The following is a 15,541-nucleotide window of genomic DNA, read 5'->3' as shown; positions in this document are numbered from 1 at the left end:
TATTTAGTTTTTACGTTTGATCTCATTCGATTTAACGAATCTAATAAACCAATACAATGCAACCCAAGGGAGTATATATTTTGTTACGTAAGGTATAAAAATGTTTGTCACATAAATAATTTTGTACCCAAAGTGTTCTAATATAAATGCTACTGAGACAATCAGTAAAAGGGTATAAAATAAAATCGCTATATGCTTACGGTCACCCAAGGTGTACCCCTCCTTCTAATAATGACCTCACCTCTAGCAGAATGCTTATATCTTGCCCCATGTATTTTTATACCATCTAGTAAAGTGATCTACCTTAAAAGGAACTATCATGATTAATCTATCAATCTCCTCAGTCAATTTCCCCATTAATATCCATACTACCATATTATTTGATTCAACAACGTAAATCCGCCCCTACCGTACGTTTTCGTTCCAAATAACAAACGTTTTTCAGATCCTTCATTAATCTTTTTCAACTTACGTCTATTACAAGCCGTTCTATCATAACGATCATACAGTCCCGTTTTCCCAGCATTGTTGCAACATACTACACGTTATTTATACACTATAAATTGTTTTTATTTGTTAAATATTTAAGTTTTAACTTTATTTGTACGTGATTGTATAGTAATATTTATTTTGTGGTTGAAATGTAAAATTAAACCATAAGGAGGGAGTATTACATTCTAAGCCAAACAACATAATCGTTTTAGCTCTCATTAAACTAGTAGACGTTCAGGGTAAAGAAGTTTAGCTCCCTCCTAGAAAAGGAGAGGAAAATGAAACGAAAATGTCTACTCTTATTAGTTTTTGTACTAGTCTTCACGGTGCCTTTAACCGCATTCGCTGAACAATTCCGCGATGTTGAGGGTCACTGGGCAGAAAAGAGCATCAGATCAATGCTCGATCAGGGACACATTCAGGGATACCCTGACGATACTTTTAGACCTGAAGGTTCTATTTCTAGAGCTGAATTTTCTACAGTAGTGGTGAGCATCTTAGAATTATCCGGGTCGGGTCACTCACGTGGATTTCCGGATGTAACGAGAAATCATTGGGCCTATAACGATATCACCATTGCTGCATCAAATGGTATTGTAGAGGGCTACGAGACAGGTCTATTCAAGCCTAATGGTAATATTACACGTGCTGAAATTGCCGCTATTGCAGCTCGTGCCTTAGTCGAAGGCAAAGAATTAGATCAAATCCCTCGAGTGGGACTTGGGTACAAAGACAACGCCGATATTCCGAGCTGGTCAAAAACTTATGTTGCTTATGCATCAGACGAGGGCTTACTTGGTGGGTACCTTGATGGGTCTTTTCGAGCACAACGACCCACCACACGTGCAGAGGCGGTCGTCATCCTGGAAAGACTAATCGCGCTACTACTCGAGGAAGATGAAAACGAAGATGACACCTCCCAATCTAGTACCATTCCTAGAACGGGTGGAAGTGGTGGCAACAATGATGATAACGACCATACGGATGGTAACGATGACAACGATAATGGGAATAATGACAACGGAGATAACGGAGATAACGGTAATAACGATGATGGTAACGGTGACAATGGCGATGGCGACAAGAAAACGCCAATCGATAAAATTACAGATCCTGTGAAAGATAAAGTGGATAAAATAGAGGACAAGGTTGACGAAACAGTTGATGGGATTACTGATACTGTAGACGATACGGTCGATGAAGTAACAGATATTGTAGACGACACAGTCGATAGGGGCACTGACACTGTAGACGACACAGTCGATGGGGTCACTGATATTGTAGATGATACAGTCGATGGGGTCTGTAGCATTAAAGAAATCTTAAATCCCTTATCTGGAACAGTACGTTGTGTAAAAGACACATTAAATACAATACTTCCTTAATAGAGATTTGGTAGAGGCAAAATGAGGGGTGAAGGTTCACGCCAGTAGTCGGAATTAATCTTGTTTTCTTCTTGCTTCTAGTCCATACCGAGCCAACTCTAGAAGAGCCTGTGTACGAGTGGCGATACTCTGTTCTAACTGGTATTCTTCTACTTTCTTCAAAAAAGGTGTCGGTACACGGACATCTATACGTTCTGTCTTTAGTTTGTTATTAGGCATTGATGATCACTTCCTGACATAACATATTATTTCAATTTTGTGACATATCCTATTTTTTGGTTGTAATGACATTTTTAACATGCTAACATGTGATGTACACACTTGAGCCCCATTATCCCAGTTGGGGCATTGTGACAATTCCGACTCTGAGCGTGAACCTACCGTATATTATACAACTTCGTTCACCATTCGTGAAGACACGAATAGGACTTTAGCACTCTTGTGGCAAGGGTGTTTTTCTTTTTTTCATACACATGTTTAACATTCGTTTAATCATTATCTTGACTTAACCAAAAAATATGCTGTTGTTAACCTGAATAGCAGCTTTTAACGTTACGCCATACGTTTTACTGTTAAATTTTACACGCTTGATGTGAAGTGGTTCTAGTGTACTAAATTGGCTTTTTTAGACAGTGGATGTCGGTCACCCCCATGTGGATGACTGACCCGCACTGCACTGCTAAAGCTGATGTTATGCTTTTACGGGCGAGTTCTGGTCCACGTTGTACAGCACAAAGTACGCAAAAAACAACAGTCTATGGCATAATAGAGACACAACCTAGGAGGAGGAATGTCAACATGGGGAAGATTCACATTATCCACGAAAATGAGGAATGGACCGAACATTTAACTAAAAGACTTGATGAGCTTCAGTTGCCTTATGAGGACTGGCACCTTAAGTCGGGTCAAATTGACCTGAGCAGTACACCTCCCGAAGGTGTTTTCTATAATCGCATGAGTGCTTCTTCTCACACGAGAGGCCATCGATACGCACCTGAGCTGGCATCCGGTGTACTAGCTTGGCTAGAAAGACATGGACGTCCTGTTCTCAATGGAACCCGGGCACTACAGTTAGAAGTGAGTAAAGTCGCGCAATATATGGCGTTGAATGCTGCAGGCGTGCCCACTCCGAAAACGGTGGCCGCTGTTGGAAAAGAAGAGATTTTGGACGCAGCTTCTAAGTTTGAAGGACAATCTTTCATCACCAAGCATAATCGAGCTGGTAAGGGCTTAGGTGTTCGATTGTTTCATTCGTACGATCGTCTTCAAACGTATATTGAAAGTGATGAGTTTGAAGAGCCTATCGACGGGATTACGCTTATTCAAGAGTACATACGAGCACCTCAACCGTATATTACGAGATGTGAATTTGTTGGCGGCCAATTCCTATATGCGGTGCAAGTAGATACATCGGAAGGCTTCGAGCTGTGCCCTGCTGATACTTGTCAAATTGATGACTTGTTCTGCCCCGCTGATGAACAGCCTGAAACGAAAGAAGAAAAACCTAAATTTGACATTATCCAAGACTTTAATGACCCGATTATCAAACAGTATGAAACATTCTTAGCTCAAAACGATATTGCTGTCGCCGGCATTGAGTTTATTCGAAATGAAAAAGGTGAGATTTTCACGTATGATGTGAACACGAATACAAACTATAACGCAGACGCCGAAGCAAAGGCGCAAAAATACGGCATGTTAGAATTAGCAAAACTGTTAGGAAGCTACATTTCAGATTAAAATAATGACTTCACAACTTTATCAAACTAGTCATGTCAAGGATCTGCACTTCGTACACCTGCAAACGTGAAAAACTTAAATTGAGATTATTTTAAATGTTAGAGATGAGTGAACGTGAAAAAGCTTCTTATCCATTGCGGGTAAAGAAGCTTTTTTATTGGTCATAACCTAAAATATTCTAACCGCTCTCCAAGTTCCTAAGAATAAGTCCCAACCTACGAATCCCCTCTCGAATATCTTCTATGGAGGCATAACCGTAAGACAGGCGAAGATACACCCCGTGCTGTTGGGCATAAATGCTACCGGGATTAAGAAGAAGGCCTTCCGTCAATGCTTTTTCAAATAATGATTTATTGTGTATGGGCATGAGGACCTTGATCCAAATAAAAAAGCCCCCTTGAGGCGCTTGCCACGTGGCCATCCCTGTGAGCTCTTTCCGAAGTGCTTCTAGAGTGGCAGCGCGTCGCTTCTTGAGCTCCTCCCTTACAAATGTGAGATGTTGTTCATAAAGGCCGCTTACTAACCATTCCTTGGCCACTTTTTGCGATAATGAGCTAGATCCGTAGTCTGTTTGCATTTTCAGATCAGATAACCTGTCAATGACAGATTCAGGGCCTACCATCCACCCGATTCGAAAACCAGCACTTAACGTTTTAGATAAACTACCAATGTAGAGGACACTCCCGTATTTATCGTACGACTTTAACGGAGGGGGTGGCGGTGTGTCTAACCATAGGTCTCCGTACACATCATCTTCAATCATCGGTGTCTGCTCTTTCTCACAGATATTCATAAGCGCTTCTCTTCTGTTTTCAGGCATCAAAGTCCCGGTCGGATTATGGAAGGTTGGGATGGTATATAGTACCGATTTTTCCTGCGGCATAGAAACATGCTCAATCTCTTGGGGTACAATGCCCTGCTGATCCATCGGTAAGCCATACAGTTTCATGTGGGCTGATTGAAAGACAGAGAGCGAATAAAGGTATGAGGGTTGTTCTAGGAATATGGTCGACCCCCGACTGAGTAAACCGATAGAAATCAATTGTAAGGCTTGCAAAGCCCCAGATACGACTAGAACAGATGCAGGCGAAGTGTAGATACCCTTTTTTTCTAGATAAGCACATATCGCCTCACGTAGCTCAAGGTTTCCCTTGGGCTGTTCATAACTGAGTGGGGTAAGCTGCTCCGTCACTTTTGTCATAATCTGTTTCATGGTTGTGATGGGAAATAAGTCTGGAGATAGTTCGCTTTTCCCAAGTTGAATATATCTAGCATTTGCCTCCGTTTCGTTAATGATTTGGACGATACTCATGCTAGCCTGATGGATGCCGAGAGATATATTTTTGTTCCAATTAACCGGTTTCTTCGCGCTGATTAAAGTCCATGTATTATTAGCTACAATGGTGCCTTGACCCACTTTTGCTTCTAGAAGACCATCCGCAGTTAGTTCCTCCAATGCGGTAATGACTGTGCTCCGATTCACGTCGAACAATTTAGCTAATGCCCGCTGACTGGGGATTTTACTCCCGATGGTCCATTCGCCTCTTGTGATTTTTTCCAATATATATTTGATGATTTGTTTATACTTTGCTTGCGGCATACCTATGTTCCTCCAACTCCCTTAACCTGTCCTAGTCTATTCAACAATGGTTGGTTATTTTTGAGCTCAATGGTTGAAGACATTGTATCATTTTGCCAATAAAATAAGAAGAGATGAGAGCTTGTTGGGTTCTTCATACATTTAAGTGTAGAAAAGCAGTGAATGATAGGGCAAGGAGGGACACCTATTGAATACAAAAGCACTGGCAATGGCCATAATCACCGTTGTCATTTGGGGTTCAACGTTTGCAGCGATACGCGCCAGTTTACAGGGAGGTTATGAAGCCGGACACTTGGTGCTCATACGTTATTTAATTGCATCATTCTTTTTTGCCTTGATCGCTTTATGGCCAAGCATACGTTTTCGCTTTCCGGCCAAAAAGGATTTTATCAATATGATATTGCTGGGGTGGGTCGGCATCAGTTTGTATCACTTTGGTGTCACATTCGGTGTACAAACCATCCCAGCCGGTACGGCAGGCATGTTAATCGGTTCTGCCCCGATTTTCACGGCTATCATTGCCATTGTCGTACTGAAAGAACGCTTAAGTCTTTTAGGGTGGAGTGGTTTAGCGATCGGTTTCGTAGGCATTGTCTGCATCACGCTGGGTTCTGCTGAGGGTTCGACGTTCGCCTTGTCCAAAGGGGCTTTGCTAGTCTTAATGGCTGCTGTAGCGACGTCTGTCTTTTTTGTCTTTCAAAAGCCACTGTTGGGTCGCTATCACCCGATTGAATTAACGGCTTATTTCACTTGGGCAGGGACCGTTCCATTTTTTATTTTTTGGCCTGGTCTAATGACGTCGATTCAAAATGCCACTTTTGAGGCCCATTTAGCTGCCTTGTTTGCCGGGATCTTTCCGGCGGGTATCGCCTATGTTACTTGGGCAATGGCCCTATCACACGGACGTGCCAGTTCGGTCACCAGTGTGATGTATCTGGAACCCGCTGTCGCGATAGTCGTAGCTTGGATTTGGTTGAATGAATGGCCCGCTATGCTATCCGTTACCGGAGGTGTGATTGCGCTTATCGGTGTGTTGGTCGTGAATGGGCTAGGAAAAAAGCAAAAGGGGCAAAAGAATCAAGGTGTATCAGCTGTATCAAAAGATGCGATGTAACGGGTGTGATTGAAGAAGTTGAAAAAGCAGCGGCGAACACCGCTGCTTTTTGTGAGTAATTCCGTTCGTGCTAATAGAGAAAATACACCGTTACACCTTTTAGTGTCATACTCCCTCCTACTCATCCACACCGTTCTGATCAGCACCACCATGCTGTTTTCTCATTGTGGTCTGTTTTTTTACACCCTTCAACGGTTGGTCATCATGTTCTTCGACAAGGTGTTTAAGTTGAGCGAGCTTATTATCCCAGAACTGTTCAAAGTAGGATAGCCACTCCTTCACTTCTTGTAGAGCCTCCGGTTGTAACGTGTAACGTTTTTCCTTTCCTACCTTCTCAGCCCTGACAAGTTGAGTTTCCGCTAGGATACGCAAATGTTTGGACACCGCTGTCCGACTGATAGGAAATTGCCGACTCATATGGGTCACGGACTGTTCTTTCTCCGCTAGCATTCGCAACATCTTGCGGCGTGTGGGGTCGGCTATCGCCTGAAACACATCGTGCTTTTGTTCCGGTATCATTCGCCTTCCACTACTTTGCGTAATTTTTCATGGACGATGGATTCCCAACCGTCGTTCATACGATTTCTAATGTCACGGTTAGATTGACCTGGTCCTCCTGCCACGATGTGATCTGGTTCTCCCCAACCTGAATGAATGAGAGTAAAACCTGTTTTGTCTCCTAGATCTTCTAATTCAAAGGTAACGATCCATCCCTCTTCTCCCCAAGAGAATACAAGCCGATGCGGAGACTCAAGTTCTAGTACTTTACAAGTTGTAGGCCCAAAAGGAGACTGTATGGTAAACTCATAACCTAGCTCTTGCTTAAAATCGTTGGGCATAAACCATGCGTCAATACCTTCGGCCGTTGCGATAGCTTCCCAAACCTTATGTATATCCGCGTTAAATACGGTGTTTTTTCGTATTTCGGGCGTTGATTGTTTTTCACTCATGTTCGTCCCTCCGTTTATAAATGAAACCATATGGTGTCGTGTTTATTCAAGAGCTATTATATGCAACCTAAAGGTTTCATGTCAACCCCTACTCAGATTACCGTTTAAATGATGTCTTCTCATATTGGTTGACTTAGGAAACTGTCATCATCTATTTCACACCCGTATAAACAAACGCACGTATGATATGTCTCTGAGCAAAGAAAAACACGAGCAAAATTGGAAGCACAAGCATCATGTTGCCAGCCATTAAGATATGCCAGGCCACACCACCCTCGACGTGTAGTAGTTTGGTCACCCCTATCGGTAAGGTTCTGGCTTCATCCGTTGTTGTCATCACGAGTGGCCAAAAGTAGTCATTCCAATGTGTAATGAAGCTGAACAAGCCAAAAGTGATCAACACAGGCTTCGCCATCGGAACCATGATGCGCATCATAATGCGCCATTCACTGGCTTCGTCCAATCGGGCCGCCTCCAGTAGTTCCTCAGGGACTTGTTTAAATGATTGTCGTAAAAGAAATATCCCAAATGCACTTGATGAAAAAGGGAGAATAAGGGCCCATAACGTGTCTAAAAGTCCCCAAGCACTCATCTGTAAGTAGACGGGCAAGAATATGAGCTGAGAGGGGATCATCAATGTGATCATTGTCAATCCAAAGAAGAATGTATCCCCTCTAAACCTATAACGGGCAAAAGCATAAGCAGCCGGAATAATCGTGAGAAGTTGAAGAATAAGAATGCCGACGGAGACCAGAACACTATTGATAAAGTAATGTAAAAAAGGACCTGATTGCCACGCTTGCTGGAAGTTTTGCCAATTTAATTTTTCAGGCAACCATACCGGTGGGAATACAATGGTCTCCCCTAATGTTTTAAGCGAAGTCGTGGCCATCCAGAAAAATGGTAGAGCAAAAATCATGACAACGATTATAAGCGCCATTGCATTCAGTATTTTTGAAGACAGCGTCTTGAGTATCATCTTTGCTTCTCCCTTCGATGGGTAGTCAGACGTGACAGTTAACGATAGTGAACGCTTCTAGATAGGAGTCGAAAATACAAGAAAGTGAGGATACTTAAAATAATGAGTAAGACGACACCGGCAGCGGATGCGTAACCAATGTTGAAGAAGCGGAAACCATTCTCATAGATAAAGTAGACGAAGGTATTCGTTGAGTTTATGGGACCCCCTTGTGTCATGATTGAGATGGTGTCAAAAATTTGAAATGAGCCAATCATACAGATCACTGTCAAAAAGAACAGTGTGGGTGATAACATCGGTAGCGTTATTTTATAAAACATTCGAAAACGGTTGGCTTCATCTAGCTCGGCTGCTTCGTATATATCCCTGGGTATACTTTGTAAACCAGCGATAAACACGAGCGTATTAAAGCCTATACCTTTCCATACGGCTACCAACACGAGTGAATAAAGGGCCACATCAGGATGGGTGAGCCATTGGATTTTCTCTCCCCCCACTAAACTTAACAACCAGTTTAATAGTCCGTATTCAGTGTCCATCAGCCACATCCATAGCATAGAAATGGATACCAGAGATATGATATGCGGGCTGAAAATAGCCCCTTGCACAAAACGATACACCATGCTTTTTTTATTCAGCCATATGGCTAAAAAGAGCGACATCCCCAATGTAAAGAAGACGGTCAGACACGTATATGTGATAGAGTTGTGCATGACTTCCCTAAACGCGCTTTCCGAAAATAGGGACGTGAAATTCTCTAAACCGACGTACATTTTTGTTGGGCTAACAAAATTCCAATCAAACGTACTGAGGTAGACCATGTAGCCAATGGGATAAATATAAAACAGGCAGAAGATGAGAATGGCTGGTGCAATCATGGCGTAGGGTCTTATTTTGGCCCAGACCATCATTGCACCTCCAGCAGAACGGGAGACGCTTGCTCCTGCATCATAGGTCTTATGCGCTGTTGGTGATGGTTAAAGAAGTATAGGTCACGATAGTCCACACTCAAATAGACTTTCTCAGCCCTCTCAACTGAGGATAAGTATTGTTTGACGAGACAATGTCCTGCACTTGTTTTGACCTTGTAAATCACTTCAGAACCTAATGTCTCACGCGTCATCATTTCACCCGGGAGAATGAACGCTTGACCATGAGGGGCTTGAGTCGATAAGCTCACCATTTCAGGACGAAAACCTATATAACCGACTTCGGCTATCTTCGCATGTGGCAAATACATATTCACTTTGTCATACTTAAATATATTCATAGCAGGGGTCCCTATAAATGCTGCTGTGAACGTATTTTCTGGGTCACGATAGATATCTAGCGGTGGGGCTACTTGTTGTATCTCGCCCTGATTGAGAATGACAATCTGATCCCCCATGGACATAGCCTCAACCTGATCATGTGTGACGTAGACAAATGTAGTTCCTAATCGTTTGTGTAGTTCAATGAGCTCAGACCTCATCTGATGTCGTAACTTCGCATCGAGATTGGATAAGGGCTCATCGAAAATAAACACTTGAGGTTTTTTGACCATCGCTCGTGCCAATGCCACTCGTTGACGCTGTCCACCCGATAGGACTTGTGGTTTCTTATCTAAAAAGGGCGTTAATCCAACGATCTCTGTGATGTCATTAATACGTTGTCTGCGCTCGTCCTTGGGAATTTTCTTATTAATGAGTCCGAACTCAATGTTTTCTCTGACTGTCATTGTGGGATAAAGCGCGTAATTTTGAAACACCATGGCAATATCACGTTTTCCTGGTGGTATGTCATTCACACACCGGTCTCCAATCCAAATGTCACCGGTGGTTTGCTTCTCCAGACCGGCAATCATGCGTAGTGTCGTTGATTTTCCACAACCTGAAGGACCTACAAGCACAGTAAATGACCCCTCTTTGATCGTCAGTTGAAGGTTTTTGACGACCGCCTCTCCGTTAAAAAATTTCGAGACGTTCTTCAGTGTGATTTGAGCCATTTATATACATCCCCCTAACATATATTGGTGAGCTTTTTGCCATTCACTCATTATTGTAAAAGTGCATTGGCTTTCTCCGTTGCCGTTCTGATAGCCTCTGCTGGTTCTACATCCTCCATAATAAGCGCCCGGGTTATTTCGTCCTGAAGAATCTTAGCGATCTGGGGATATTGATCTTGCATCGGTCTTGGCCTCGCATACTCAAGTTGATCGACTGCCACTTTAAACTGAGGTTTTTCTTCGTATAATTGTTGAATTTTCTCAGTCTCAATAGCAGATAGTCGACTAGGCAAGTAACCGGTATATTCGCTCGCATACGCTGTTTGTTCTGTGGCCGTCATCCACTTAATAAACGTCCATGCTGCTTCCTGTTTCTCTTTGCTTAGCCCCGCGGTCATGACGAGGTTCGCCCCTCCTGTAGGAACACCATAATATTGATTGGCGGGCATGAATGTTGTATTGAGTTCAAAACCTTGATCCTCGGCCATGGAGAGTAAATATGTAAGGTCAGCTGTTGAAGAAAAGACCATCCCTGCACGACCATTTACAAAATCCTGTGTGGCTATGGCACCTGCTTCATCTCCTGTTGGGATTTTCATAATACCCTCATCCATCATCTTTTTCCATAATGTCACAGGGGCAATCCCAGCATCGCTGTCAATGGCCATCGCTTTCCCATCCTCGCTCATCATTTCACCGTCGCTTTGTGCAACGAATGCTTCATAAAACCAAATGTTCACAGGCATGGTGATTCCCACACGTTCTCCTTCTGAGGTTAGCGTCTTGGCGTAAGACTCGAACGCTTCCCACGTTTGTGGACCAGCAGGGTCAAGTCCTTTCTCTTCTAACATGGTTTGATTAAGATATAGGATTGGCGTGCTACGTAAATAAGGCAAAGCGTATAACTCGCCATTTACGTATGAATTGCCCATCAGCCCAGGATTAAAATCGTCCAAATCGATATCATCTTTTTCTATAAATGGCGTGAGGTTTTCTGTCATACCTGAATTGGCGAATACGCCCACTGATGCAATCTCGTTCTGTGTGACCTCCGGTGCGTGACCAGCGGCAAAAGCCGCTTGTGTTTTGGCGTGCAAGTCATCATAGCTCCCTTGATACTCAGCAGTCACATGAATGTCATCATGTGATGCGTTAAACATTTGCACCAAATTTTCATTATTTTCACCGATCTTGTCTCCCCATGCGTACCAGTATGTGATCTCGATGGGACTATCACCACCGGCATCCCCTGTTTCTGCGTCATTATCTTGACTAGATTGATTCGTTGTACCACCGGACGTTTCTCCTGCAGCACCACAAGCCGCCAACACTCCTATTGTCAAGAGGACAAAAGATAATCGTAAAATGTTTTTCATCATGTACTCCACCCCTCTTCGAAATGATTATGAAATGTTCAACCTACATCCTACTTGTCTCTTGCGATATCCATCATAGAGGTCAAAGAAATCCGACATTCCCGATCTTGCTTCTCACCTCGGACGTCTGTCTGATGCGTAAAATGAGGAATATGTTCATAGATCATCGGTGCATGCTTCACAACATCATCGTCACACACATCCACCGCTGAGACGACAATGTCCTCTTGTTGAATGTCCACCACACGGAATGCCGGCTCATCAAGACACGCAGCAAGTTGAACAAAAGTCCAATTTCTTTGCTGTTCAATGGATTCAATATGGGTATGCCCATTGAAGTAAACACCTAGACCTTCTTTTTGACCTAAAATGTCCCACATGTCGATGTCAGGGTGGATAGAGCCTTTAATCATCTCTGAACGTTTTGTGGTGGCATGAACCGGATGATGAGCAAATACGAGGAGAGGCTTTGTTCCTGAGTCACGCACGACTCTTTCAAACCATCTTAATTGTTCTTCATCTATCCAGCCGCCCCAATCCTTATGGTCCATCTCCTTGGCGGTATCTAAGAAAGCAAAGACGGCCTGGTCCGTTGTTCTAGCATGGTAACGTGGTTGTTCAGTTATGCGTAAAACGTTTTCTCTGGGCTGTGCATACAAGTCATGATTCCCGAGGACATGAACGAAATCCCTTTTCTTTTTTTGTAGCTCCTGAAGGATGCCTTCAAACTCAGTGCTATAACCGTAATTCGTTAAATCTCCTAGTGAGATGTGTAGATTCGCATCAATACTTAAAAAACGGGCAATAAATGTTTGGTAGAACGCTCTCCGTGCGTCAGATAACCCTTCTATCGTTTCATCTATATCTGAATAGTGTAGGTCTCCCATCACAACAAGTTTCACTTACATCCCCTCTTTCCACCATGATTTGTATCGTGTGCCTAAACCCGATTATAAAGGGAAGTTGTTAAAGCCATGTTATGTCTCTGTCAATCATTCTTAACTTTTTGTAAACCGCAGAAAAAGAAGACAAAAAAATACACTTAAAGACATTTAAGCGTATATAAAGGGATATTTATTTTGTTTTTGTGTTGACCTCTCAATATTTGAAAGAAGCAATAGAATAGTGTAGTCCCTTTTAAGTCCTCCTCAGATGTCAATTCTGTCTATCATCACGCTCATCACGCTCTTGAAGAAGTCTGTTAATCTCTCTCTCGATATCTGCACCGGTATAGCCCCCGGGCACATTGATACGTGGAATGGTGTAAGTAGAGTCCTCAGTGTAGTATACACCTTCTTGGATCGTAAACATTAACTCGTGCCCTAACGACAACGCCACCTGTATCGCTTCATCATTATACTGTCCATACGGGTAGGAAAATGCGACAACGTCTTGTTCCAGCTTGTCTTCAATAAGAACTTTTGCTGTTTGCAAATCTTCCATCATACGGCGAATATATACACCATGGTATTCTTGACGTCCCTCTATGACATGCCGTCCCGTAAGAGATGAGCGCATACCGTTTACCGTTTCAATCGTGTGGTGCAGGTCATGTGTGTGTGACTGTATGGAGATGAACCCTGACTCCACCATTTCCTTCGCCTGTGCCCACGAGAAGTGTTCGTGAACCTTCGTTTGTTGCCCACGTTGACTCGTCACAACAAAGATGGTGGCGTGCATCCCTAATTCTTGGAGTATAGGAAAGGCTTTTTCATAGTTTCCTAGATAACCATCATCGATGGTGATGAGTAACGGTTTCTCCGGTAGTTGACGCTCACCTCTTGTAGCCTCTAATAAGTCATAAATAGAGATCGTTTCATAGCCTTGAGACTGAAGGTAGGTCAAATGCTCTCGAAATTCTGCCTCTAGTACGATCGCATTAGACGTCTCGTCTTGTTTAAACTCATGATACATCAGAACAGGGACGAACTGACCAGACTCATCCATTGAATGAATGGAATTCTCAAGAGATGATTTATTTTCGTTCATATCTCCTTCTCCGTTTGATGTACGAGTATCAGCTTCCGTTGAATGCCCACCCAAACTTAGCGGTTGACCTTGTATATTAATTTGAGAGCTCGTATTCGGTGAAGTGAGCACAAAGACCAAAGATGTCAAACATAAGGTCATGAGTACAGTAGATAGCACCATGTTTCGTATCAGCTTAAGCATCTCTTATGACCCCTTTAAGTACAATGACTACAATGATATAGACTAGCAAGCTTGTTTGAACATTCTAGCTTGGTAGATTGAACCGCCTTTCATTATAACACGCTTACGGGTCATATTAAGATTTTGATGGTTACGAGTGCATATAAACGAATTGGAAACAAAAGACCAAGATGAACTAACCCATATAAGGGTGCTAGCATAAAAACGAAAGGTCTTTTTAAAATATAAAAAACATTACGTGCGTAGGCTGATAAACAGACATAAGATAAATAGTAGAGCAACATTACAGCCCCAAGCGCTTTCGACTTCCATAACACCCCAAATATTAATGCAATACCGAACGTGAGCCACAGTGTCATCTCTAAAATGACCCATGCGAGTGTTTTAGGTTTTTTTAAGCCTATTTTGAATGCAATGATACTTTCTCTAAAGAATGATTTATTCCATCGAATTTGTTGTTTTAGGAACTGCCTTAACGAAGACGGGATATCCGTTACACAACGTGCCGTCGATTGATATAACGTTTTTCCTCTTTCTATCGCAAATTTAGTCAAGCAACGATCATCCCCAATTTGTACATTTTACCCGAGGAAGGTCTGATGTTTATAACGCTCAATATTTTCAAGGATGGCTTCAGCCTTATAACAGCTACTAGGACCCGAACACACTAAAACATTACCGGTGACTGATTGAGCTGCTCTTTCAACACGGAAGGCATTATCATACCTCATATCCAATAATCGAGTGAACCAATTATCATCTCGATTTCTTGCATTAATATATCCAGTTACAGCTATAACTTCTGGATCATTAAAAGGTTTTAACAACTCCCTCACCGCATTAGGGTATAAATATCCATCAGAATCAACAGTCACGATCATATCTCCTGTCAGCCTTTCAAAAGCGAAGATTTGAGCTTCTCTCTTACCTTTGTTGTTTTCGTATCGGAAGGCCTTTAAGTTTGGGTATATATTCTCCATTTTCTTGACTTGTAAATATGCTAGAGTTTCTTTACTTCCATCATCAATGAAGAAAATTTCATGGATGGGATAATCCTGGTCAATAACACTATTCACCGTTTTTACCGCTGCTTCCGGATTTTCGTTAAAAGAAGGGATGACAACGCTCACTTTCTTGATTGGTGCTTCAGTTTGGATTGGTTTATATCTAAATGAAAGGAGCATTTTACCAATAAGATAAGTGATCATCACCGTACCGTATAGTCCAAGAAAAATATCAAGTCTACCTTTTGCTTGGTAATTCACCCAGTACATCGCTGATACGATAATAGTAAATAACAGAATAACAAAAATTAATTTTCCTACCGTCTCTTTGTGGGCTCGTCCCTTAGTTGCACGTTTTAGTCGTAGTGGAGTACTTTCTGTAGCAGTATCTAATTGTGACACTCATAGTTCCTCCTTTAAAACCGTTACAATTTGCCTAAGCAATGTCAAAATTTTTGTGTGTTAGTTATAAATATCTTCTCTACCCTCCTCTTTATATTTCAGAATAATGAAATAATTATAGTTCCAAAGGAGTGAGTTTACGGCAATACTTTCTCTCGTCCTATATAATCCTGTATAATAGACGTAGTGTTCACGTATAGAATCAATGGGTGCACCATACACTCCCTCCTCTGGATTTTTGTGGTTACCCCATAACCACAACTAATGATACTATAAAATCACGTACAATTAAAGTAAAAATTATGTATTTATGACGTATACGTACGATGATTTTACTTATTTT

The 15,541-nt window shown here is 42.3% G+C and carries 15 protein-coding genes; 3 read left to right on the top strand and 12 right to left on the bottom strand.

Annotation, left to right across the window (positions count from 1 at the left end; translation table 11 throughout):
- The first annotated feature begins 770 nt into the window (after positions 1 to 770).
- Positions 771 to 1,877 carry an S-layer homology domain-containing protein gene (locus JKM87_RS05560; protein WP_202078794.1) on the top strand — a complete coding sequence of 369 codons (1,107 nt, stop codon included), beginning with the start codon at positions 771 to 773 and terminating at the stop codon, positions 1,875 to 1,877.
- Positions 1,878 to 1,931: 54 nt separating this feature from the next.
- On the opposite strand, the gene JKM87_RS05555 is transcribed toward JKM87_RS05560, so the two are convergent.
- On the bottom strand, positions 1,932 to 2,096 hold the full coding sequence (locus JKM87_RS05555) for a hypothetical protein (RefSeq protein ID WP_202078792.1): 165 nt from the start codon (positions 2,094 to 2,096) through the stop codon (positions 1,932 to 1,934).
- A gap of 579 nt (positions 2,097 to 2,675) precedes the next feature.
- Here JKM87_RS05555 and JKM87_RS05550 point away from each other — a divergent pair.
- Positions 2,676 to 3,617 (top strand): ATP-grasp domain-containing protein, encoded by a 942-nt coding sequence (locus JKM87_RS05550; RefSeq protein ID WP_202078790.1) that lies wholly within the window; start codon positions 2,676 to 2,678, stop codon positions 3,615 to 3,617.
- 178 nt (positions 3,618 to 3,795) lie between these two features.
- Here the strand turns inward: JKM87_RS05550 and pdxR are convergent, their stop codons facing one another.
- On the bottom strand, positions 3,796 to 5,217 hold the full coding sequence (gene pdxR / locus JKM87_RS05545; protein WP_202078788.1) for a MocR-like pyridoxine biosynthesis transcription factor PdxR: 1,422 nt from the start codon (positions 5,215 to 5,217) through the stop codon (positions 3,796 to 3,798).
- Between the two features lie 187 nt (positions 5,218 to 5,404).
- Here pdxR and JKM87_RS05540 point away from each other — a divergent pair, with 187 nt between their 5' ends.
- Positions 5,405 to 6,331 carry a DMT family transporter gene (locus JKM87_RS05540; protein ID WP_202078786.1) on the top strand — a complete coding sequence of 309 codons (927 nt, stop codon included), beginning with the start codon at positions 5,405 to 5,407 and terminating at the stop codon, positions 6,329 to 6,331.
- A gap of 117 nt (positions 6,332 to 6,448) precedes the next feature.
- Here the strand turns inward: JKM87_RS05540 and JKM87_RS05535 are convergent, their stop codons facing one another.
- The 10 genes from JKM87_RS05535 to JKM87_RS17855 all read right to left on the bottom strand — a co-directional run bounded on the left by JKM87_RS05535 (position 6,449) and on the right by JKM87_RS17855 (position 15,198).
- Entirely contained in the window at positions 6,449 to 6,850 is a 402-nt protein-coding gene (locus JKM87_RS05535; protein ID WP_202078784.1) for an ArsR/SmtB family transcription factor, read from the bottom strand.
- The gene (locus tag JKM87_RS05530) at positions 6,847 to 7,281 is read right to left on the bottom strand and encodes an SRPBCC family protein (protein WP_202078781.1); all 435 of its coding nucleotides are present in this window, start codon (positions 7,279 to 7,281) and stop codon (positions 6,847 to 6,849) included. The genes JKM87_RS05535 and JKM87_RS05530 overlap by 4 nt, the downstream gene beginning before the upstream one ends.
- A gap of 151 nt (positions 7,282 to 7,432) precedes the next feature.
- Positions 7,433 to 8,260 carry a carbohydrate ABC transporter permease gene (locus JKM87_RS05525; protein WP_202078779.1) on the bottom strand — a complete coding sequence of 276 codons (828 nt, stop codon included), beginning with the start codon at positions 8,258 to 8,260 and terminating at the stop codon, positions 7,433 to 7,435.
- Between the two features lie 38 nt (positions 8,261 to 8,298).
- Positions 8,299 to 9,171, bottom strand: coding sequence for a carbohydrate ABC transporter permease (locus JKM87_RS05520; protein ID WP_202078777.1), 873 nt, complete (start codon positions 9,169 to 9,171; stop codon positions 8,299 to 8,301).
- The gene (locus JKM87_RS05515) at positions 9,168 to 10,244 is read right to left on the bottom strand and encodes an ABC transporter ATP-binding protein (RefSeq protein ID WP_202078775.1); all 1,077 of its coding nucleotides are present in this window, start codon (positions 10,242 to 10,244) and stop codon (positions 9,168 to 9,170) included. Before JKM87_RS05515 ends, JKM87_RS05520 begins: the two co-directional genes overlap by 4 nt.
- A gap of 50 nt (positions 10,245 to 10,294) precedes the next feature.
- Positions 10,295 to 11,620 carry an ABC transporter substrate-binding protein gene (locus JKM87_RS05510; protein ID WP_202078773.1) on the bottom strand — a complete coding sequence of 442 codons (1,326 nt, stop codon included), beginning with the start codon at positions 11,618 to 11,620 and terminating at the stop codon, positions 10,295 to 10,297.
- A gap of 50 nt (positions 11,621 to 11,670) precedes the next feature.
- Entirely contained in the window at positions 11,671 to 12,522 is an 852-nt protein-coding gene (locus JKM87_RS05505) for a metallophosphoesterase (RefSeq protein ID WP_202078771.1), read from the bottom strand.
- A 253-nt stretch (positions 12,523 to 12,775) separates the two neighbouring features.
- Positions 12,776 to 13,792, bottom strand: coding sequence for a polysaccharide deacetylase family protein (locus tag JKM87_RS05500; protein ID WP_202078769.1), 1,017 nt, complete (start codon positions 13,790 to 13,792; stop codon positions 12,776 to 12,778).
- 110 nt (positions 13,793 to 13,902) lie between these two features.
- Positions 13,903 to 14,346 (bottom strand): glycosyltransferase family 2 protein, encoded by a 444-nt coding sequence (locus tag JKM87_RS17860; RefSeq protein ID WP_236838602.1) that lies wholly within the window; start codon positions 14,344 to 14,346, stop codon positions 13,903 to 13,905.
- Between the two features lie 27 nt (positions 14,347 to 14,373).
- Positions 14,374 to 15,198, bottom strand: a complete 825-nt coding sequence (locus JKM87_RS17855; protein ID WP_336885133.1) for a glycosyltransferase family 2 protein — start codon at positions 15,196 to 15,198, stop codon at positions 14,374 to 14,376.
- Positions 15,199 to 15,541 lie beyond the last annotated feature (343 nt).

This window comes from Caldalkalibacillus salinus (assembly GCF_016745835.1).
GTDB lineage: Bacteria > Bacillota > Bacilli > Caldalkalibacillales > JCM-10596 > Caldalkalibacillus_A > Caldalkalibacillus_A salinus.
Note: the sequence above shows the minus strand (reverse complement) of the source record. Positions and strands in the feature narration are given on the sequence as shown.

What these genes read in the sequence shown, in the direction of transcription:
- JKM87_RS05500 (WP_202078769.1), bottom strand. Translation starts at nt 13,792, where the DNA reads ATGCTTAAGCTGATACGAAACATGGTGCTATCTACTGTACTCATGACC.
- JKM87_RS05535 (WP_202078784.1), bottom strand. Translation starts at nt 6,850, where the DNA reads ATGATACCGGAACAAAAGCACGATGTGTTTCAGGCGATAGCCGACCCC.
- JKM87_RS05510 (WP_202078773.1), bottom strand. Translation starts at nt 11,620, where the DNA reads ATGAAAAACATTTTACGATTATCTTTTGTCCTCTTGACAATAGGAGTG.
- JKM87_RS05555 (WP_202078792.1), bottom strand. Translation starts at nt 2,096, where the DNA reads ATGCCTAATAACAAACTAAAGACAGAACGTATAGATGTCCGTGTACCG.
- JKM87_RS05525 (WP_202078779.1), bottom strand. Translation starts at nt 8,260, where the DNA reads ATGATACTCAAGACGCTGTCTTCAAAAATACTGAATGCAATGGCGCTT.
- JKM87_RS05520 (WP_202078777.1), bottom strand. Translation starts at nt 9,171, where the DNA reads ATGATGGTCTGGGCCAAAATAAGACCCTACGCCATGATTGCACCAGCC.
- pdxR (WP_202078788.1), bottom strand. Translation starts at nt 5,217, where the DNA reads ATGCCGCAAGCAAAGTATAAACAAATCATCAAATATATATTGGAAAAA.
- JKM87_RS05550 (WP_202078790.1), top strand. Translation starts at nt 2,676, where the DNA reads ATGGGGAAGATTCACATTATCCACGAAAATGAGGAATGGACCGAACAT.
- JKM87_RS05515 (WP_202078775.1), bottom strand. Translation starts at nt 10,244, where the DNA reads ATGGCTCAAATCACACTGAAGAACGTCTCGAAATTTTTTAACGGAGAG.
- JKM87_RS05530 (WP_202078781.1), bottom strand. Translation starts at nt 7,281, where the DNA reads ATGAGTGAAAAACAATCAACGCCCGAAATACGAAAAAACACCGTATTT.
- JKM87_RS05560 (WP_202078794.1), top strand. Translation starts at nt 771, where the DNA reads ATGAAACGAAAATGTCTACTCTTATTAGTTTTTGTACTAGTCTTCACG.